Origin of the sequence: Massilia sp. Root418, from assembly GCF_001425265.1 — a bacterium.
Classification (GTDB): domain Bacteria; phylum Pseudomonadota; class Gammaproteobacteria; order Burkholderiales; family Burkholderiaceae_D; genus Rugamonas.
In genome coordinates this window covers 606581-625470 of the sequence record NZ_LMEC01000020.1, presented here as the reverse complement: position 1 = coordinate 625470, position 18890 = coordinate 606581, and the positions used below count along the sequence as shown (strand labels likewise).

Genomic DNA, 18890 nt, shown 5'->3' with positions numbered 1-18890 from the left:
GAGCGGTCAGGCGCGCGTGAGCAGCCATGCGGCGCCGGTCATGGCGGCCCCGCCGCCCAGCAGCACGGACCATACGCGCGCCAGGCTGGCCGCCGCGTAGGACCAGCAGAAGCAGGCCAGGAAGATCAGGAAGGCTAGCAGATAGGCCACGGTGCGGGCTTCCCCATAAGGCATGCCGGCGGCCAGCAGCAGCGCGATGCCCAGCACCACGCTGCCCCACACGAAGGCGTACGCTCCCAGCAGGCTGGCGGCCACGCGGGAGACGATATGGCTGGCGGTATGTTTCATGGCGCGTTCCCCCGGCTTAGAAGCGATAGTCCATCGTCAGCAGCACTTTGCGCGGCTGGCCGTACGTGTAGGGCGCGCCCCACCAGTAACTGCCCGAGCGGTACTTCTTGCCGGCCAGGTTGGACACGTTCAGTTGCAGCGACAGCTTGTCGTCGAAGGCGTAGCGCGCCATTACGTCCATCAGTGCGTACGCGCCCTGGCCCACCTTTTCCGTCGCGCCGGTGGCCGGGTTGACCGCCGTGGCGGGGCGTTCGCCTTCCCAGTTCACGCCGCCGCCCACGCTCAGGCCGCGCAGCGCGCCGTCCAGGGTGTACTTGGTGAACAGCTTGAGCTGCTTGCGCGCGTGGTCCACCGCCACGTCCACGCCGGCGGCGTCCTTGGCCGAGAAATGGGTCCAGCCCAGGCTCACGTTCCAATTGCGGGCCAGGTCGCCATTCATTTCCATCTCGTAGCCTTTCACCGTCACGCCCTGCGCGGTGCGGAAGGCCGGGTTGGTGGTGCCGGGCACGAAGTAGCCCACGTCGGCCACCGCGAAATTGCTTTGCTCGGTGCGGAACACTGCTGCCGATGCGTTCAGTTTACCGTCCAGGAATTCACCCTTCAGGCCGGCCTCGTAGCTCTTGCCTTCCAACGGGTCGAGGTAGTTGCCGTTGCGGTCGCGGTTGGTCTGCGGTTTGAACTGGTCGGTGTAGCTGGCGTAGGCCGAGGTCTGCGGCGACAGGTCGTAGACCAGTCCCGCGTACGGCGTGAACACGCGCTTGTGGTCGATCTGGTAGGCGGACGCGGTCCACGCGGCGGCGTCCTCCTTGCGCTGCCAGTTGCTCACGCGGCCGCCCACGATGGCCTTGAGCGCATCGGTGAACTGGAGCCGCGCGGCGGCGTACAGGCCGGACTGCGTGGTGGTGCCGTGCGAGCCCTGGTAGCGCGGGCCCATGGCCGGTTCGGGGTAGGAGCCGTTCCAGTTGTTAAAGTCCGGCAGCGGCGCCATCTCGCCCACCAGGTCGCGGTTGCTCCAGCCTTCGGTCAGGCGGCTGCGGGTCAGGCCTACGTTGAGTTCATGGTTGCGGCCGAACAGCTGGAACGGGCCGCTGGCGCTGGCGCTCACCTGCGTCTGTTTCGGGTCCGAGACGTAGTGGTAAGGCAGGCCTTGCAGGCCCAGGCCCGTGCTGCGGTCCGGGTCGCCCCAGATCCACAGCAGCTTGGAGTCCTCGTTCTGGCGGTGGTGGCTCACGTCGGCGCGCAGCACCCAGCGGTTGGCCAGCGTGTGCTGCAGGTTGATGAAGGCGGTCTGCTCGTGCGTGTCCCACTGGTTCCAGTTGGTGGCGGTGGTTTTGCCGGTGCCCCAGTCGGTGCGCGAGCCATCCGCGTACCAGTAGGGCAGGCCGGCCCACAGCACGCCGTTGCGCTCGTCGCGCTGGTCGCTCACGCCCGCGCTCAGGCGGGTGTTACGGTCCAGGTCCGCGTCCGCCACGGCGTAGAACACCTTGTTGTCCGTGTGTTCCAGGTCGATGAAGGCGTCCTGCTTGCTGATGCTGGCGACCACGCGGCCGCGCACCGAGCCATCCTGGTTCAGCGGCGTGCTCAGGTCCACCGTGCCGGTGCGCTGCTTCCAGGAGCCCAGCTGTGCGCTGACGGAACCGGTGAATACCTTGCTGTCGGCATGTTTGCGCACGAGGTTCACGGCTGCCGACGGATCGCCCGCGCCGCCCAGCAGACCGGTGGCGCCGCGCACCACCTCGATGCGGTCGTACACCGCCGTGTTGGCGGTTTCGATGCCGATGTTCCCGGTGGCCATGGGGACGCCGTCGAACTGGTAGTTGGTGATGTCGAAGCCGCGCGCGGAGACATTGTTGCGGCCCCGGTCCACCGGCTTGACGGAGATGCCGATGGTGCCGCCCAGCGCGTCAGCCACGGTGATCATGGCCTGGTCTTCGATGCGCTGGCGGGTGACGATGGATACCGATTGCGGCGTGTCCCGCACGGACAGGTTCAGGCCGGTGGCCGTGCCCATGGCGCCCTTGGTGTACGACTTCGATCCCTCGGTGGCGCCATCCTGGCTGGTGCCTTGCACCACCACCTGCGGCATCACGGCCTCATTGGCGGCGGTAGCGGTAGCGGTTGCGGCAGCGGCCTGGGGCTGGTCCTCGGCGTGGCCTTGCATGGCGCACAGCGCCAGGGAAACAGCCAGCGCCATGAGCACCGGCCGCGGACGGCGGGAGAGGGAGGGAGTCATTGGAATCACGGTAAATGAGAATGCAAATGAGAATTGTTCGCAACATTATATGGCGGACAAGGCGAATTTGCAAAGAGAATGACATCCCTGCCGGCCTCTAGCGCTGACGCTGCACCAGTTCGGCGATGACCTGTTCCAGCGGCGTGGTTCCGGTCCGCTCCTCCACGCCGGGGGCACTCTTGAAGTCGATGTGGGCGCAATTGAGGCCACGGGTCATTTCAGTGAAGCCGGCAAGCGCAGCGGATGAAAAATGGGCCCCGGCCAGCGCTTCGGGCCACTGGGCTTCCGGCAGCACTGCCACGCCGACTGGTTTCCCGAGCGCGGCTGCGACGGCGGCAGCTACGTCGTCCGGGGCGTAGTCCCTGGGACCGCAGAGCGCGACGATGCGGTTGCCCGTCCATTGCTCCTGCAGCAGGGCGGCCGCAGCGCTGCCGACGTCCACAGTCGCGACCATGGGGAGCGCACGCTGTGGGGGCGCCAAAAAAGTCGGCAGGAAAGTCGGCAGGACGGCGCTGCGTATCGCTTGGCCTACCATCGGCAGCCAGTTCTCCATGAAATAGGCTGCACGCAGAAAGACCGTGGAAACGCCTGCGTCACCTAGGCGTTGCTCAAAGCTGCGGTTCATCCCGATCCATCCGGTTCCGCTTTCACGGTCCGCACCCACCGAGGAAAGCGCCACCAGCCTGGGCACCTCCGCCGCGCGCGCCGCGCGCGCCGTGGTGTGGGCAATCAAGCCCGCCATGTCGAACAGATCTTCGCGGTTGTAGTATTGCGGACTGACGACATAGGCGCCCCGGACCCGGCTGAGCGCCCTGGTCATCGATGCGAGGTCCGTCAGGTCGGCCACTGCGACTTCAGCGCCTCGGTCGGCCCATGGACGGCCCTGTGCCGGGTCGCGCACGACCACGCGCACCGGCTGGCCTGCGCGCAACAGCGCATCGGCGGCAGCGGCGCCGGTACGGCCGCTAACACCGAACACAGCGTGAGGAAATGGGGAGGAAGCAGTCATACAAAATTCTCCTGTTAAGATGAAACAGAAGGGTGCATGGTTTCCCGATATGCATCAATAACCTGAAAATCATACTGAAAATGCACCAAGTGGATTTGTCTGCGGTCGACCTCAACCTGTTAAAACTGTTCGAAGCACTCGTTCGGGAACGAAGCGTCACCCAGGCGGGGCTGCGGCTGGGCCTGAGCCAGCCGGCCGCCAGCCGTGCGCTGGGACGCCTGCGCACCATGCTGGGAGACCGGCTGGTGGTCCGGGGCAAGCTCGGGCTGGAACTCACGCCGCGTGGCGAAACGCTGGCGGGTCCGGTGGCCAGGTTGCTGGAGGATGCCCGCGGCATCGTCGCGCCAGCGGCCTTTGATCCCGCTTCGGCGGCGGGCCATATCACGATCGCCGCGCATGATCACCTGAGCCTGGTGGTCCTTGCCGACCTGGCCGGCCGCTTCGAGCGCCTTGCGCCTGCGCTGAGTCTGCATATCGCGCAGCCGGCCGGGGACAATGTGCGGCTCGTCGAGCAGGGGAGAGCAGACCTGGCGCTGGGAATTTTCGACGCACTGCCCGGCAGCCTCTATCGGCGCGGCCTGTACAGCGACAGCCTCGTTTGTGTGGCGAGAGTGGGCCACCCCGGCGTCGCAGGAGGACTCAGCCTGGAACGCTACACGGCCTTGCGCCACGTCGCGGTGACCATTTCCGGCGTGGGCGAGAGCGCGGTCGACGTCGCTCTCTCGGCACTGGGGCTCACCCGCCATGTCGCGCTGCGGGTTCCCCACTTTCTCGCCGGCGCCATGCTGGTGGCGGACAGCGACATGATACTCACATTGCCGCGCCGTCTTGCGCGCCGCCTCGCCGAACGGCTGCCGCTCGCGCTCCTGGATCTGCCGCTTGAAGCCGCTTCCCTGTCGCCAGCCATGATCTGGCACGCCCGCGTCAACGGCGACCCTGCCCATGCCTGGGTCAGGCAACAGATTGTCGACGTGGTGGCGGCGTTCGACCGGACTGGCGTCCAGGGATCACGCCCTTAGCTCTTTCAATATCACGTCCGCCGCCCGCTCGGCTTCCGCCTCTGCGGCGGGCTGGTCCGGCAGTTTCAAGTCGGCCGACACACGGTGTTTGGGGTAAACCTTCGTCATGTGCATCGGGTTGGCGGAGGGGGCGTAGATGGAGACGTAAGCGCCCCATAGTCCCGTGCCCTCCAGCAGTTCGCCCGTGAACTCGACTTCATAGCCATCGACGTCTTTGACAGGCATAGCTGTTCTCCCAGTGGTCGGAGACATTATGCGCCAACGCTGTGCGCTGTGCTATTTGGAACGGCCGGTAATATGCCTGAGCGTAGCCATGGGCAGGCCGAACAGGGCCGCCACCATCGGGTCGCGCCGGATCTGGCAATCATGGGCACGGAACCGCAGCGGTTCGTCGTCGGCCAGCCGGTGCACGCGGTGGCCCTCGCGGTTGACCGTGATCGTCAGTTTCGGACCGGCATAGCAGCGCGCGTCGTATTCATCCATTTCTTCCTCCTGCGTTTAGACCTCGGCGCCATTGTGCGCGTGCCACATGTGCTGCGCCATAGCTACTCCTGCCTAGTCACTCTTCCTTGCTGTTCACTAGTCAATACTTGATCCAGATCATGTACCTCCGTGTGCACCGGCAAGGACAATACCGTTGCCTACCCACAATAAGGAGTAACAGCAGATGGACAGCAAGGACAGCAGCATCAAGAACAACGGGACCGACAGCGCGCAAGTGAGCCGCCGGGGCTTCCTCGGCAAGGGCGCAATGCTGGGCCTGGCCGGCGCGACGGTCGCCCTGGCCGGCTGCAAGCCCGAAGGCGGCGCCGCCGCTGCGGCGCCGGCGGCCGGCGCGCCGGCCCACGCGGGAGGCGGCACCGAGATCAAACCGGGCCAGCTGGACGACTACTATGCCTTCATCAGCTCCGGCCACGCCGGCGAGGCGCGCGTGCTGGGCATGCCGTCCGGCCGCACGCTCAAGCGCATCCCGGTATTCAATATCGATTGCATGGTCGGCTGGGGCATCACCAACGAATCCAAAGCCATCATGGGCACGCGTCCGGACGGCACCCTGAAGTACACCACCGGCGACACCCACCACGTGCACGGCAGCTACCGCGACGGCACCTATGACGGCCGCTGGCTGTTCATCAACGACAAGCTGCACTCGCGCGTGGCCCGCATCCGCATGGACACCCTGGAGTGCGACAAGATCACTGAACTGCCCAACGTGATGGGCATGCACGGCCTGTTCCCGGACAAGTGCGACCCGGTCGACAAGGCCGTCAACTACACCACGCGCGTATTCTGCGGCGCCGAGTTCCACGTGCCGCTGCCGAACGACGGCCACGACCTGGATGATCCGTCCAAGTGGGGCGCGCTGTTCACTTGCGTGAGCGCGGCCACCATGGAAGTGCTGTGGCAGTGCCGCGTGGACGGCAATATGGACCTGGTGGCCACTTCCTACGACGGCAAATACGCCGCCTCCAACCAGTACAACACCGAGAACGCGGCCGACTTGGCCGGCATGATGGCGGCCGAGCGCGACGCCTGCGTGTTCTTCCATATCGAGCGCATCGAGCAGCAGATCAAGGCCGGCAAATTCACCACCATCGGCGCTTCCAAGGTGCCCGTGGTGGACGGCCGCAAGGCAGCCAATGGCGACGCCAAGACCGCGCTCACCTGCTACGTCCCTGTCGGCAAGAACCCGCACGGCGTGAACGCCAGCCCGGACGGCAAGTACTTCGTCTGCTCCGGCAAGCTGTCGCCGACGGCCACCGTGATCGAGCTGGAACGCGTGACGCAGTGGTTCGCCGGCACGCTCAAGGACGCCCGCGAAGCCGTGGTGGCGGAGCCGGAAATTGGCCTCGGTCCGCTGCACACCGCCTTCGACGGCAAGGGCAACGCCTACACCTCGCTGTTCCTGGACAGCCAGTGTGTGAAGTGGAACGTGGACCAGGCCATCGCGCAGTTCAAGGGCGACAAGGCGGCCAAGGTCATCGTCGAGAAGATCGACGTGCACTACCAGCCGGGCCACAACTACAGCTCCATGGGCGAAACGCGCCAGGCGGACGGCAAGTATCTCAACTCGGGCAACAAGTTCTCCAAGGACCGCTTCCTGCCGGTGGGCCCGCTGCACGTGGAGACCGAGCAGCTGATCGACATCAGCGGCAGCACCATGAAGCTGGTGGCGGACCATACGGCCTACTCGGAGCCGCATGACGGCATCATCGTCAAGCGCGACGTGGTGAAGACGCGCCAGATCTACACCATGAGCGACTTCCCCAACGCGGTCACGCCGGAGACGGCCGGCATCGAGCGGCACGGTAACAAGGTGCACGTGCGCCTGATGTCGCAGGCGCCGTCGTACAGCATGCCGGTGATTAAGGTGAAGAAGGGCGACGAGGTCACGCTGACGCTGACCAACCACGACAAGGTGGAAGACCTGACGCACGGCTGCGCGCTGCCGACCTACAACATAAACTTCATCGTCAATCCGCAAGAGACCAAGTCGGTCACCTTCAAGGCGGACCACGCGGGTGCGTTCTGGCTGTACTGCACCCACTTCTGCCACGCGCTGCATCTGGAAATGCGCAGCCGCTTCCTGGTCGAGGCATAAGCGATGTTCCTGCTGCGGCGCGTGCTGGCGGCCATGCTGGCCTTTCTGCTCCTGCTGGCATCGGCGCTGATGGTGCTGCTGCCGCTGCCGTCGCGCGCCGGAAGCTACGACGCGGAGCTGTCTCCCGCGCTGCTCAGCGGCCCGGACTTGTGCGCGCACGCGGACTGCAGGGCAGTGCTGCCCAAGGCGGTCCGCTTCACGCAGCGCAAGGGCTCGCCGCAGTACGTGGAGGGCTACGCGCGCGCTGCCGACGGCAGCGAGGAGCTGGCCGGCTATGTGTTCCTGTCGACGGACGTGGTCGACATTCCCGCCTATTCCGGCAAGCCGGTGGTGACGCTGATCGGCATGGACCGTAGCGGCGTCATCGCAGGCGTGCGGGTGCTCAAGCATTCGGAGCCCATCCTGCTGGCGGGAATACCGGAATCTGCGCTGCAGCGCTTCATCGGCCAGTACCCGGGCCGGCGCGCCGACGGCCGCTTCGAGGTCGGGGGCGGCTCCGGGCTGGACGCCATCAGCGGCGCCACCGTCACCGCCATCGCCGAGAACCAGGTGATTGCGCGCAGCGCCTATGAAATCGGGCGCCAGGTGGGCATTTTCACGACGGCCGCGCGCCCGCCGGCCCGTTTCACCGCGCTGGACGAAAGGCTGGACTGGGCGGCACTGTCAAAAGAGGGCAGCGTCGCCACGCTGCAGGTGAGCGCGCGCGAAGCGGGCGCGGCGTCCGGCGGCCAGCCTTACATCGACATGCAGTTCGGCTACCTGAACGCGGCCAGCGTGGGCAACAGCGTGCTGGGCGAGGAGGGCTACCGCAAGCTGATGGCCGGCCTGGCGCCGGACGAACACGCCATCTTCATCGTGGCGCGCGGCAGCGGCTCCTTCAAGGGCTCGGGCTTTGTGCGGGGTGGCATCTACGACCGCATCCAGCTGCGCCAGGACACCCGCACCTATACTTTCCGCGACACGGACTACCTGAACCTGTACCAGGTGACAGCCGGCGGCGCGCCTTCTTACACCGAGTCGGCCATCTTCATCATCCGCTCGGCGGACTTCAACCCGGCCTGGCCATGGTCGCTCAGCCTACTGGTGCACGGCGCCTCGTCCACCGGCAAGCCGGGCTTCACGCGCTTCGAGCAGGAATACTGGCTGCCGGCGCGCTATCTGGAAGGCGGACACCCGCAGGTGGTGCAGCCGCAGCCGGCGTGGAAGGCGATCTGGCAGGCGCGCCTGCCGCAAGTGGCGGCCTTCGCCTTGCTGCTGGCGCTGACCGCCCTGGTGTACTCGCAGCGCGACCGCCTGGTGCGCGCCTCCACCCGCAAGCACAAGCCGCTGATCACCATTCCGCGCACGGTGCTGTGGATCGCCAGCGTGGGCTTCTTCGGCTTCTACCTGAAAGCGCAGCCCAGCATCACGCAGGTGCTGACGTGGGTGCACTCCATGCTGTACCAGTGGAAGTGGGAGCTGTTCCTGTCGGACCCGTTCATCTTCCTGTTCTGGATCTTCATCGCCGTCACGGTGCTGGTGTGGGGACGCGGGCTGTTCTGCGGCTGGCTGTGTCCATTCGGCTCGCTGCAGCACCTGGCGCTGAAACTGGGCCAGCTGGTCGGCCTGGGACGCTTCCAGCGCCTGCTGCCCAAGCGCGTGCATGACCGGCTGAAATGGGTCAAGTACGGCGTGTTCTTTACGCTGCTGGCGGTGTCGCTGTGGTCCATGGAGAGCGCCGAGCTGCTGGCCGAGGTGGAGCCGTTCAAGACCACGTTCCTGGTGGGCGTGTGGCAGCGCAGCTGGCCGTACGGCCTGTTCGTGGCTGCCATCCTGGGACTGGCCATGTTCAGCGAGCGGCCGTACTGCAAATATGTCTGTCCGCTGGGCGCGGGACTGGCGCTGCCGGGCCGCTTCCGCCTGTTCGGGCTGAAGCGCAAGGCCGAGTGCACCAGCTGCAAGGCCTGCGCCGCCGGCTGCGGCTCGCACGCCATCGACGCGCAGGGCCGCATCGACCAGACCGAATGCATGCTGTGCCTGGACTGCATGGTGATGTACTACGACGACCACGCCTGCCCGCCGCTGGTGGGCGAGCGCAAGCGGCGCGAGAGGGCGGGCCAGGTGCTCACTCCCATCGACGCCGGCGGCTACTTCATCTCGCTCGACAGCCTGCGCGCCAGCATGCCCACGAAACGGAGCAAGCCATGAGGGCCGCCTCCGCTGGCTCCTGGCTGCGGCTAACGCGGCCGCTGCCCGCGCTACGCCCCATGGTGCCGCCTGCGCTGCGGTCTATGGTGCCGCACGCGCCGTTCGCCGCGCTACAGTCCGCGCTGCCATCCGCGCTGCTCGCCGCCATGCTGTCCGTCGCGCTGTCCGTGCTGCTGGCCGCCGCGCCCGCGCGGGCCGCCTTGTACACCGTGCAGCCCGGCAGGTCGCTGGCTGGCGCCGTGGCGGGGGCGGCGCCGGGCGACACCATCCGGGTGCTGGGCGGCCAGCACCCCGGCCAGCTCCTGATCGACAAGCCGCTGACGCTGCTGGGCGTGGACAAGCCCGTCATCAGCGCCGGCGGCAAGGGCGACGGCGTCCGCATCAGCGCCAGCGACGTCACGCTCAGCGGCTTCATCGTGCGCGACAGCGGCGACGACCTCACCGCGCAGAATGCAGGCGTGTACGTGCAGCCCGGCGCGCACCGCGTCGCCATCACCGACTGCGACCTGGTCTACAACCTGTTCGGCATCTGGCTGGAACGTTCGGACGACGCGCGCCTGCTGCGCAACCTCGTCACCGGCCGGCGCGACCTGCAGTCGGCCGCGCGCGGCAACGGCATCCAGGTCTACAACACGCGCGGCGCGCAAGTGATCGGCAACCGCATCAGCTACACGCGCGACGGCATCTACGTCGACGTTTCGCGCGATGCGCTTTTCAGGGGCAACGTGATCCACCACGTGCGCTACGGCACCCACTACATGAACACCAACCACAGCACATGGGAAGACAACCAGGTGCACGACAACCGCGGCGGCCTGGCGCTGATGGAAGTGCGCAATCTGGTCGTGCGCCGCAACCAGGCCTGGCGCAACGCCGACCACGGCATCATGCTGCGCACCATCCAGGACTCCGTCATCGAAGACAACGTGGTTGCCGCCAACGGGCGCGGCCTGTTCATTTACGACGCCGAATACAACGTCGTGCGCCGCAATCTCGTGCTGGGCAACGAGACCGGCGTACACCTGTCAGCCGGTTCCTCCAACAACCAGGTGGACGGCAACGATTTTATCGGCAACCAGGAGCAGGTGCGCTTCGTGGCCGCACGCGACACTGAATGGGGCCGCAGCGCCGGCAACTACTGGAGCAACTACAGCGGCTGGGACCAGGACGGCGACGGCGTGGGCGATTTCGCCTACGAAGCCAACGACCTGGTGGACCGCCTCACCTGGCAATACCCCCTCATGCAACTGCTCAGCGCCAGTCCGGCGCTGCGCACGCTGCGCTACGCGGCGCGCCAGTTCCCCGTGCTGCGCGCCCCCAGCGTGGTCGACCGCCGCCCGCGCATGCAACCTTACCATCCCGACTGGAGACGCTGGAATGCGCTATTCCCCCGATAACGATGCCGACCCCGTACAACTGCAGGACGTGCGCCGCCGCTACGGAACGGTGCAGGCGCTGGACGGCGTGTCGCTGAACGTGCGGCGCGGCGAGCTGTTTGGCCTCATCGGCCACAACGGCGCCGGCAAGAGCACCCTGTTCAAGATGATGCTGGGCCTGATCCAGCCCAGCGGCGGCCTGCTGCGCGTGCTGGGCACGGACACCCGCAGCGCCGCCTTCCGTCAGGCGCGCACCCGCATCGGCTACCTGCCGGAGAACTTTGTCACCTACGAGAACCTGAGCGGCCTGGAAGTGCTGTACCTGTTCGCGGACCTGAAAAAGGCGCCGCGCAAGAGCTGCGGCGCGCTGCTGGAGCGGGTGGGCCTGGGCTCGGCCGCCAGCCGCCGCGTGCATGGTTACTCCAAGGGCATGCGCCAGCGCCTCGGCCTGGCGCAGGCGCTGCTGGGCGAACCGCGCCTGCTGTTCCTGGACGAACCGACCAGCGGGCTTGACCCGGCGGGCATCGCCGATTTCTACGGCATCCTGCACCAGCTGCGCGGAGACGGCGCCACCATCGTCATCACCTCGCACATCCTGGCCGAGATCCAGCAGCGGGTGGACCGGCTGGCCATCCTGCAGGACGGCCGCCTGGCGGCGCTCGGCACGCTGGGCGAACTGCGCGCCAGCCAGCCGCTCCCGCTGCGCATCGACGCCACGCTGCACTGCGGCCTGCCGGCCAGCGCACTGGACGCCCTGCGCGCGCTGGGCATGACGCTGACCGTGGAAGAGGGCGAGGGCACCGGGCGCGCCGCCATTGCCTGTCCGCCCGAGCGCAAGATGCAGCTGCTGGCCGCGCTGGCGCCGCTGGCGTCCGCGCTGGACATCCATGAACCGACACTGGAGCAGCTGTTCCTCGGCTACGGAGGCGCGCATGGCCACGCGCATTGAATGGCGCCTGGTGCGCGTGCTGGCAGCCAAGGAGTGGCGCGACCGGCTGCGCAACCGGTGGGTGCTGGCGGTGGCGGTGCTGTTCGCCCTGTTCGCGCTTGCCATCGCCTACTTCGGCGCCGCGCAGCAGGGCGCGGTGGGCTTCCGCAGCCTGGACGCCACCCTGGCCAGCCTGGCCAGCCTGGTGGTCTACCTGGTGCCGCTGATCGCGCTGCTGCTCGGCTACGACGCCGTGGTGGGCGAGCGCGAACGCGGCGCGCTGGACCTGCTGCTCTCCATGCCGGTCACGCGCTTTGAAGTCCTGCTCGGCAAATACCTCGGCCTGGGCGCCGCGCTCACCGGCGCCACCGCGCTCGGCTTCGGCGCCGGGCTGCTGCCGCTGGCCGGCCAGCTGACGGTGTCCGAAGGCTGGCGCTACGCCGCCTTCGTGGGCGCCGCCATCGCCATGGGCCTGGCCTTCCTCAGCATCGCGCTGATGGTGTCCGTGATCGCGCGCGACCGCGTGCGCGCCAGCGGCGCCGCGCTGGCGCTGTGGTTCTTCTTCGTGCTGGTGTACGACCTGCTGCTGATGGGCGCCCTCGTGCTGAGCCAGGGCGGCATGGCCAACAGCGTATTCGCCGCGCTGCTCATGCTCAACCCGGCCGACGTGTTCCGCCTCTACGCCGCCAGTGGCGCCAGCGGCGCTGGCATGGGCGGCCTGGCCACCGTCATGCCGCCCGGCTGGACCACCGGCGCGGCGCTGCCCGCCGTGATGCTGGCGTGGATGGCGCTGCCATTTCTGATCGCTTACAGGAGATTCAAATGAACCCGACCAACTCAGTTGCCACCTTAACCCCTATCTCCACCGCCGCCGCGGCCTGCGCGCCGCCGCGCCTGCGCCGGCTGCGCCTGGGCGGCTGGGCCGCCGTCCTGCTGCTGGCCGCCTGCAGCCAGGGCATCGGCAAGCTGGCCGCGCTGGAGCCGGGCGACGATGCCGCCTGCGCGCTGGACGGCATGGTCCTGAAGGACTATCCCGCCTCCAAGGCGCAGATCCGCTACGGCGACGGCAAGACCGACTACTTCTGCGACGTCATGGAACTGTTCGGCGCCGTGCTGACGCCGGACCAGCGCCGTCCCGTGGCCGGGCTGTACGTGCAGGACATGGGCCGCGCGGTCTGGAAGCGCCCCGTCGGCCACTGGATCCCTGCGCGCGAGGCCTGGTACGTGGCGGGCAGCCGCCGTGCCGGTTCCATGGGCCCCACCATCATCCCGTTCGCCTCGGCCGACGCGGCGCGCGCCTTTGCCGCCGTCGAGGGCGGCAAGGTGCTGCGTTTCGACCAGGTTGACAGCGGCATGCTGCGCATGGGCGGCGGCGCCGCGCATGACCACGGCATGCACTGAACAGTTTTTACCACCAAGAAGGAAGCATCATGACATATCGCCAAACCGCCATCCTGCTGCTCGCGCTGTGCGCAGGCAGCGCCGCCGCCGCACCCGTGAACGGAGAAAAGATCTATACCGCCACCTGCCTGGCCTGCCACGGCGCAGGCGTGCTGGGCGCCCCCAAGACCGGTGACAAGGCCGGCTGGAAGCCGCGTATCGCCAAGGGCAAGCCGGCCTTGTACGCCAGCGCCCTGAACGGCGTGAAGATGATGCCGCCGCGCGGCGGCAACCCCGCGCTCAAGGATGATGAAGTCAAGGCGGCTGTCGATTTCATGACAGCCAAGAGCAACTAGCAACACAGGGCAGGGCGGCACGGAAGAAACGGACCGCGTCCCATCCGCGCCGCCGCCGGAAAGGACGGCCATGAACACACTTTCGGACAACGCGGCGCCGCGCCGGTTATCGCCCGCCGCCGCGCACAGCGCGGACACAGGCAGGCGTGCCGCGCTGCGCATGCTTTCCGCCGCCGCCACCGCCGTCGCCATGCCGGCCGGGCTGGCCGCGTGCGGCGGCGGGCCGCGCAACCACCACACCCGGGGCCACGTCTTCGGCACCACGGTCGGCATCACCATCCATGACGCTTCCGCGCAGCGCGCACACGAACTGGGCGAGGCCGTGCTGGCCGAATTCGACCGCCTGCACCACAAGTTCCACGCCTGGCAGCCCGGCATGCTGACGGAGCTGAACGCAAGCATCGCGCGCGGCCAGCCCTTTCATGCGGACGCCGAGATGGCCGCGCTGCTGCAATCGGCGGCGCTGCTGGCCGAGCGTTCGGAGCACCTGTTCAATCCCGCCATCGGGCACTTGTTGCGGCTGTGGGGTTTCCAGGGCGGCGCCGGCAGGGCCTCTCCGGACCGCGCCGAGTTGCGCCACTGGGTCGCGGCCAATCCGCGCCTGTCGGACCTGCGCTTTAACGGCGGCCGCATCGCCAGCGTCAATCCGGCCGTGCGGCTGGACCTGGGCGGCTACGCCAAGGGCTATGCGCTGGACCGCGCCGGCGCCATCCTGCGTGCCGCGCGGGTTCCGGCCGCGCTGGTGAACATCGGCGGCAACGTGCTGGCGATAGGCCAGCCGGGCGGCATGCCGTGGCAGGTCGGCATCCGCGACCCGCGCGCCGCCGCCACGCTGGCCACCATCGGCCTGCGCGACAACGAAGCCATCGGCACCAGCGGCGACTACGAACGCTACGTGATGGAAGGCGGCCAGCGCCGCCCGCACATCATCGATCCCCGCACCGGCATGCCGGCCCTGGGCACCGCGTCCGTGACGGTGCTGGCCAGCGGCGGGGCGGACGCGGGCTTGCGCTCGGACGGCAACAGCAAGCCGCTGTTCATCGTTGGCGCGGCAAGGTGGCAGAGCATGGCGGGGCGGCTGGCGCTGCCGCAGGCCTTGCTGGTCGAAGGTGAAGGCGGCGTGGCCATGACGGCTGCCATGCGAAACAGGCTTTCAGGCCGCGCATGAGGCGGAAGCACGAAGCCGGGGGAAATTCCCGGCGACGCATGCCCCGGGCCAGCGTCGCGTCCCGGCGGGAGCCGCGCTAGGCCGCCAGTGCGCCTTCCGGCATGGCGCCGCGCAGGCGCCAGTACAGGCGCAGTGCGTAGCCAAGATTGAAGATCAGCGCCAGGCAGGATGCCAGCATCACGCCGGCAGCCGGCCGCGCCAGCAGCTCCGGCCGGTGGCAGGCCGCGAGCAGCAGCGCGAGCGCCGCCAGGTGCAGGCAGAACTGGCGCTGGCCCCATGCCTCGGGAACGATCTTGCGCACGCCCGGCACCGAGCGGCAGCCGCCCGGCACGTTGTGCTGCAGGTGATACCACAGCAGGAAGGGCACGATCTGGTACAGCATGCCATTGATGACCGACAGCGCGAAGCCGCCCAGCAGCAGCGTTCCCAGCGCCAGCGGCAGCGCGGTATCGGCCGCACTCCACGGCAGCAGCACCAGCAGGCATGCGGCCAGCAGGCTCCCTGCCGATGTGTACCAGAACAGCGTGGCCGGTTCATGGCGCGGCCGCTTGCGGCGCAGCAGCAGCGCAATGGTAACGGCGGCGAACAAGCCGTAGCCCGCCGCGCCCAGCGCCATGCCCGCTTGCGTGAAGTGGTGCGCCGGCGTCTCATCCAGCCGGCTGGCAATGGACACCGCCACCAGCAGCAGGAACAGCCAGGTGGTCAGCCCGCGCGTGAGCCAGGCCGGATAGGTTTCCGTCACCTGGAACATCGGCACCACCTGGTAGGCCACGCCGATGATCATCAATCCGCCCCAGCCCAGCATGCCCCACATGGCGTGCATGTCGGTCAAGGGCAGCATGGGCAGGCGGAGCATGGAGGCGCCCGGCCAGGCGAACTGGCTGCCGATCAGCGCCCCCAGCACGATGGTCACGGCCAGCGCCGCCAGCGATACGCGGACAGCGGCCATCATGGTGCCGGCGCCGGGCGCGTGCTGCTGCCACAGCCCGACCGCGCAGCGCGCCAGCATCAGCAACAGGGAGGGCAGCAGCAGCGCCATGGCCAGCGCGAACACCGCCGGCTGGCCGGACAGGAAGCCCGCCGCCAGCAGCAGCGTGCCTGCGCACAGGCCGGCATGCACGGTGCGGCCCTTCGATCGCGGCAGGCCGATGCCCGCCACCGCCGGCAGCAGTTGCAGCAGCGCGCCGATGATGGCCATGCTGACGCAGCCCAGCGTAAGCAGATGGGTGGCAGCCAGCATGCCGGGTGTCCAGCGGCTGGCGAACGCCGCTTCGCCCTGCCACAGCAGGGTGGCGGCGGCCAGCGCCGCGAACAGCGGCGCGCACAGCAAATAGCGCAAGGGCAGGGACAGCGAGGGATTGTGGTCGAAATTCAGGGCCCGTTGCATGGACAAGCTCCCTCAGGCAGCCGCTTGCCAGATGCGCAGCGCGTAGCCGTCGTCCGTCCATTCGCCGTGGTGCGTATAGCCGTCGCGCTCCAGGATGCCGAACAGCGGGTGCGGTTCGCGGTCCATGGCGACGTGCAGCACGTCGCCGCGCGCCAGCAGGTCCAGCGCGTCCATGATGTGCTGCATCGGCTCGGGCGGCGGCAGGCCGCGCACGTCGATCTGCACGGCGCGGCAGGATGGGGAAGACGAGGGGGATTTCTGATTGACGTTCATGGCTTTCTTCCGCTTGAGTGAGTGCTCCGATTGTCACATTCCCGCAACTCGTCCTTCCTTGATTCAGATCAAGGATTGCCGCCTTGCCCCCGCGTTACAGTGCGGCAGCACCGGCTTGCTGCCGGTTTCTCCACTGACGTAAAGCGAACACCATGAGTCTTACTGCAACACCCGATGCCGCGCCAGGCATTGAGCTGGTTTGCCCGGCGGGCAGCCTGCCGGCGCTGAAAGCGGCCGTCGACAACGGCGCCGACTGCGTCTACCTCGGCTTCCGCGACGCCACCAACGCGCGCAACTTCGCCGGCCTCAATTTCGACGACGCCGCCATCGCCCGGGGCATCGATTACGCGCACCAGCGCGGGCGCAAGGTGCTCCTGGCGCTGAACACTTATCCGCAGCCATCGTCCACGGACCTGTGGCGCAGCGCCATCGCGCGCGCGGCGCAAGCGGGCATCGACGCGGTGATCCTGGCCGATCCGGGCCTGATGCGCTACGCCGCCGATCATTATCCCGGCCTGCGCCTGCACCTGTCGGTGCAAGGCTCGGCCACCAACGCCGAGGCCATCAACTTCTACCAGCGCCAGTTCGGCGTGGCGCGCGCTGTGTTGCCGCGCGTGCTGTCGCTGGCGCAGGTGGAGCACGTGATCGCCAATACCGGCGTTGAGATCGAAGTGTTCGGCTTCGGCAGCCTGTGCGTGATGGTGGAAGGGCGCTGCGCGCTGTCCTCCTACGTCACGGGCGAGTCGCCCAACACGCACGGCGTGTGCTCACCGGCCAAGGCGGTGCGCTGGCAGCCATCGCCGCAGGGGCTGGACGCCCGCCTGAACGGCGTGCTGATCGACCGCTACCGGGATGGCGAAAACGCCAGCTACCCCACGCTGTGCAAGGGACGCTTCGACGTGGAGGGCGAAACCTACTACGCCGTCGAGGAGCCCACCAGCCTGAATACGCTGGAGCTGCTGCCCAAGCTGCTGGACATGGGCGTGCGCGCGGTGAAGATCGAGGGACGCCAGCGCAGTCCCGCTTACGTGGCCCAGGTGACGCGCGTGTGGCGCGAAGCGATCGACCAGTGCAGCGCGCCGTCGGCGCGCTACGCGGTCAAGCCGGCCTGGATGGCGGAACTGAACAAGGTGGCGGAGGGCCAGCAGCACACGCTGGGCGCCTACCACCGCGCATGGAAATGAAAGGAACATCATGCTGAAACTGGCACTCGGGCCGCTGCTGTACTACTGGCCCAAGAACACCGTGCAGGCCTTCTACGAGGAGGTGGCCGCCGGCCCGGCGGACATAGTCTACCTGGGCGAAACCGTGTGTTCGCGCCGCCACGAGCTGCGCCTGGCCGACTGGCTGGCTATTGCCGCCATGCTGGAAGCGGCCGGCAAGGAAGTGGTGCTGTCCACGCTGGCCCTGCTCGAATCGAGCGCGGACGTGGCGGCGCTGCGCCGCATCGCCGCCAACGGCCACTACCAGGTGGAGGCGGGCGACATGGGCGCGGTCAACCTGCTGTCGTGCGAGGGCGCGCCGGCCTGCGGCTTTGTGGCCGGGCCGCAGCTCAACATCTACAACGTGCCCACGCTGGCACTGCTGCATGGCCTGGGCGCGCGGCGCTGGGTAATGCCGCTGGAGATGGGCCGCGCCGGGCTGGCGCCCATGCAGCAGGGCCGCCCGAAAGGCATGCAGACCGAGGTGTTCGCCTACGGCCGCATGCCGCTGGCGTTCTCGGCGCGCTGCTTCACGGCGCGCAACCGCAACCTGCCCAAGGATAACTGCCAGTTCAGCTGCCTGGAACATCCGGATGGCCTGCTGATGCACACGCGCGAGCAGCAGCCTTTCCTGGTGCTGAACGGCACGCAGACGCAGTCGGCGCAGCACTACAGCCTGGCCGGCGAGGTCGGCGAACTGGGAGCCATGGGCGTGGACGTGCTGCGCATCAGTCCCCAGTCGCAAGGCACGGCGGGCGTGCTGGCGGCCTTCGACGCGCTGCGGCGCGGTGCCGAGCCGGCGCAGGGCAGTCTGCTGCCGCTGGCTGCCGGCGCGGCCTGCAACGGCTACTGGCACGGCGAACCGGGCCTGGCCCAGCACTACGGGGAGGCGGCATGAGCGGAATGAACCACACCAGGCATGCGAACGACGGGAGCCACGGCGGGCATGGGGCCCCTGGCGGCCGTGCCGGCAGCCTGCCGCCGCCATCCGCTGCGGCACTGCTGCCGCCCGGCCTGGCCGCCGTGCTGGGCAAGCTGCCCCCGCTGCCCGGTTCCCTGCTGTTCGCCGCCGCGCTCAACCTGGCGTTGCGGCCCTACTTGCCGGACGACGTGCGCGCCAGCCTGCTGGGCCGACGCCTGCGCCTCACCGTCAGCGACGCGGCGCTGTCGTTCGACTATGAATGGCGCGGCGAACGTTTCGCCGGCCTGCCGCGTGGCGCCGCCGCCGACCTGGAGATTGCCGCCAGCGCGCGCGACCTGCTGGCGCTGGCGCGGCGCGAAGAAGACCCGGACACCCTGTTCTTCAGCCGCCGCCTGTCCATGTCGGGCGACACGGAACTGGGCCTGCTGGTGAAGAACACGCTGGATGCGATCGACACGCCGCTGCCGGAGGCGGCGCGCCAGGCCGTGCTGGCCTGGCTGCGCAACCTGGGCAGGCGGGGAAAGACCGGTCAACCTTAGCCTGGACAACCTTAGCCTGGA

At 68.3% G+C, this 18890-nt stretch carries 19 protein-coding genes; 12 read left to right on the top strand and 7 right to left on the bottom strand.

Annotated elements, in window-relative coordinates; genetic code table 11:
• Window positions 1-6: 6 nt before the first annotated feature.
• The 3 genes from ASC94_RS15185 to ASC94_RS15175 all read right to left on the bottom strand — a co-directional run bounded on the left by ASC94_RS15185 (window position 7) and on the right by ASC94_RS15175 (window position 3530).
• A complete protein-coding gene (locus ASC94_RS15185; protein ID WP_056396272.1) occupies window positions 7-288 on the bottom strand; it encodes a hypothetical protein in 282 nt (93 codons plus the stop codon).
• Window positions 289-304: 16 nt separating this feature from the next.
• Window positions 305-2521, bottom strand: a complete 2217-nt coding sequence (locus tag ASC94_RS15180; RefSeq protein WP_082616544.1) for a TonB-dependent siderophore receptor — start codon at window positions 2519-2521, stop codon at window positions 305-307.
• A gap of 97 nt (window positions 2522-2618) precedes the next feature.
• Complete coding sequence (locus ASC94_RS15175) at window positions 2619-3530, bottom strand: NmrA family NAD(P)-binding protein (RefSeq protein WP_056396266.1); 912 nt, start codon at window positions 3528-3530, stop codon at window positions 2619-2621.
• Between the two features lie 80 nt (window positions 3531-3610).
• Between ASC94_RS15175 and ASC94_RS15170 the strand changes: the two genes are divergently transcribed.
• Window positions 3611-4549, top strand: a complete 939-nt coding sequence (locus ASC94_RS15170) for a LysR family transcriptional regulator (protein WP_056397989.1) — start codon at window positions 3611-3613, stop codon at window positions 4547-4549.
• Here ASC94_RS15170 and ASC94_RS15165 read toward each other — a convergent pair.
• Complete coding sequence (locus tag ASC94_RS15165) at window positions 4538-4774, bottom strand: hypothetical protein (protein WP_056396263.1); 237 nt, start codon at window positions 4772-4774, stop codon at window positions 4538-4540. The two genes, ASC94_RS15170 and ASC94_RS15165, sit on opposite strands and share 12 nt — an antisense overlap.
• Window positions 4775-4825: 51 nt before the next feature.
• A complete protein-coding gene (locus ASC94_RS15160) occupies window positions 4826-5032 on the bottom strand; it encodes a hypothetical protein (protein WP_056396259.1) in 207 nt (68 codons plus the stop codon).
• A 184-nt stretch (window positions 5033-5216) separates the two neighbouring features.
• Between ASC94_RS15160 and nosZ the strand changes: the two genes are divergently transcribed.
• The 8 genes from nosZ to ASC94_RS15120 all read left to right on the top strand — a co-directional run bounded on the left by nosZ (window position 5217) and on the right by ASC94_RS15120 (window position 14546).
• Window positions 5217-7151 carry a TAT-dependent nitrous-oxide reductase gene (gene nosZ, locus ASC94_RS15155; RefSeq protein ID WP_056396256.1) on the top strand — a complete coding sequence of 645 codons (1935 nt, stop codon included), beginning with the start codon at window positions 5217-5219 and terminating at the stop codon, window positions 7149-7151.
• Between the two features lie 3 nt (window positions 7152-7154).
• Window positions 7155-9338, top strand: coding sequence for a 4Fe-4S binding protein (locus tag ASC94_RS15150; protein WP_200955707.1), 2184 nt, complete (start codon window positions 7155-7157; stop codon window positions 9336-9338).
• A gap of 146 nt (window positions 9339-9484) precedes the next feature.
• Complete coding sequence (locus ASC94_RS15145; protein ID WP_056397983.1) at window positions 9485-10735, top strand: nitrous oxide reductase family maturation protein NosD; 1251 nt, start codon at window positions 9485-9487, stop codon at window positions 10733-10735.
• Entirely contained in the window at window positions 10716-11663 is a 948-nt protein-coding gene (locus ASC94_RS15140; protein WP_056396254.1) for an ABC transporter ATP-binding protein, read from the top strand. Before ASC94_RS15145 ends, ASC94_RS15140 begins: the two co-directional genes overlap by 20 nt.
• Complete coding sequence (locus ASC94_RS15135) at window positions 11647-12468, top strand: ABC transporter permease (protein WP_200955699.1); 822 nt, start codon at window positions 11647-11649, stop codon at window positions 12466-12468. The genes ASC94_RS15140 and ASC94_RS15135 overlap by 17 nt, the downstream gene beginning before the upstream one ends.
• A complete protein-coding gene (locus ASC94_RS15130; protein ID WP_082616543.1) occupies window positions 12465-13043 on the top strand; it encodes a nitrous oxide reductase accessory protein NosL in 579 nt (192 codons plus the stop codon). The genes ASC94_RS15135 and ASC94_RS15130 overlap by 4 nt, the downstream gene beginning before the upstream one ends.
• Before the next feature lie 29 nt (window positions 13044-13072).
• The gene (locus ASC94_RS15125; RefSeq protein WP_056396252.1) at window positions 13073-13378 is read left to right on the top strand and encodes a cytochrome c5 family protein; all 306 of its coding nucleotides are present in this window, start codon (window positions 13073-13075) and stop codon (window positions 13376-13378) included.
• Between the two features lie 70 nt (window positions 13379-13448).
• Window positions 13449-14546 (top strand): FAD:protein FMN transferase, encoded by a 1098-nt coding sequence (locus ASC94_RS15120; RefSeq protein ID WP_229417281.1) that lies wholly within the window; start codon window positions 13449-13451, stop codon window positions 14544-14546.
• A 76-nt stretch (window positions 14547-14622) separates the two neighbouring features.
• Here ASC94_RS15120 and ASC94_RS15115 read toward each other — a convergent pair whose 3' ends face one another.
• The gene (locus ASC94_RS15115) at window positions 14623-15933 is read right to left on the bottom strand and encodes a hypothetical protein (protein WP_056396246.1); all 1311 of its coding nucleotides are present in this window, start codon (window positions 15931-15933) and stop codon (window positions 14623-14625) included.
• Between the two features lie 12 nt (window positions 15934-15945).
• The gene (locus ASC94_RS15110) at window positions 15946-16206 is read right to left on the bottom strand and encodes a DUF2249 domain-containing protein (RefSeq protein WP_056396243.1); all 261 of its coding nucleotides are present in this window, start codon (window positions 16204-16206) and stop codon (window positions 15946-15948) included.
• Window positions 16207-16358: 152 nt separating this feature from the next.
• On the opposite strand from ASC94_RS15110, the gene ASC94_RS15105 reads away from it, so the two are divergent.
• The 3 genes from ASC94_RS15105 to ASC94_RS15095 are packed head-to-tail and all read left to right on the top strand — an operon-like array spanning window position 16359 to window position 18869.
• Entirely contained in the window at window positions 16359-17390 is a 1032-nt protein-coding gene (locus tag ASC94_RS15105; protein WP_056396241.1) for a peptidase U32 family protein, read from the top strand.
• A 10-nt stretch (window positions 17391-17400) separates the two neighbouring features.
• On the top strand, window positions 17401-18306 hold the full coding sequence (locus tag ASC94_RS15100) for a U32 family peptidase (protein ID WP_056396238.1): 906 nt from the start codon (window positions 17401-17403) through the stop codon (window positions 18304-18306).
• Window positions 18303-18869, top strand: a complete 567-nt coding sequence (locus tag ASC94_RS15095) for an SCP2 domain-containing protein (protein ID WP_307718838.1) — start codon at window positions 18303-18305, stop codon at window positions 18867-18869. The genes ASC94_RS15100 and ASC94_RS15095 overlap by 4 nt, the downstream gene beginning before the upstream one ends.
• The last annotated feature ends 21 nt before the right edge of the window (window positions 18870-18890 follow it).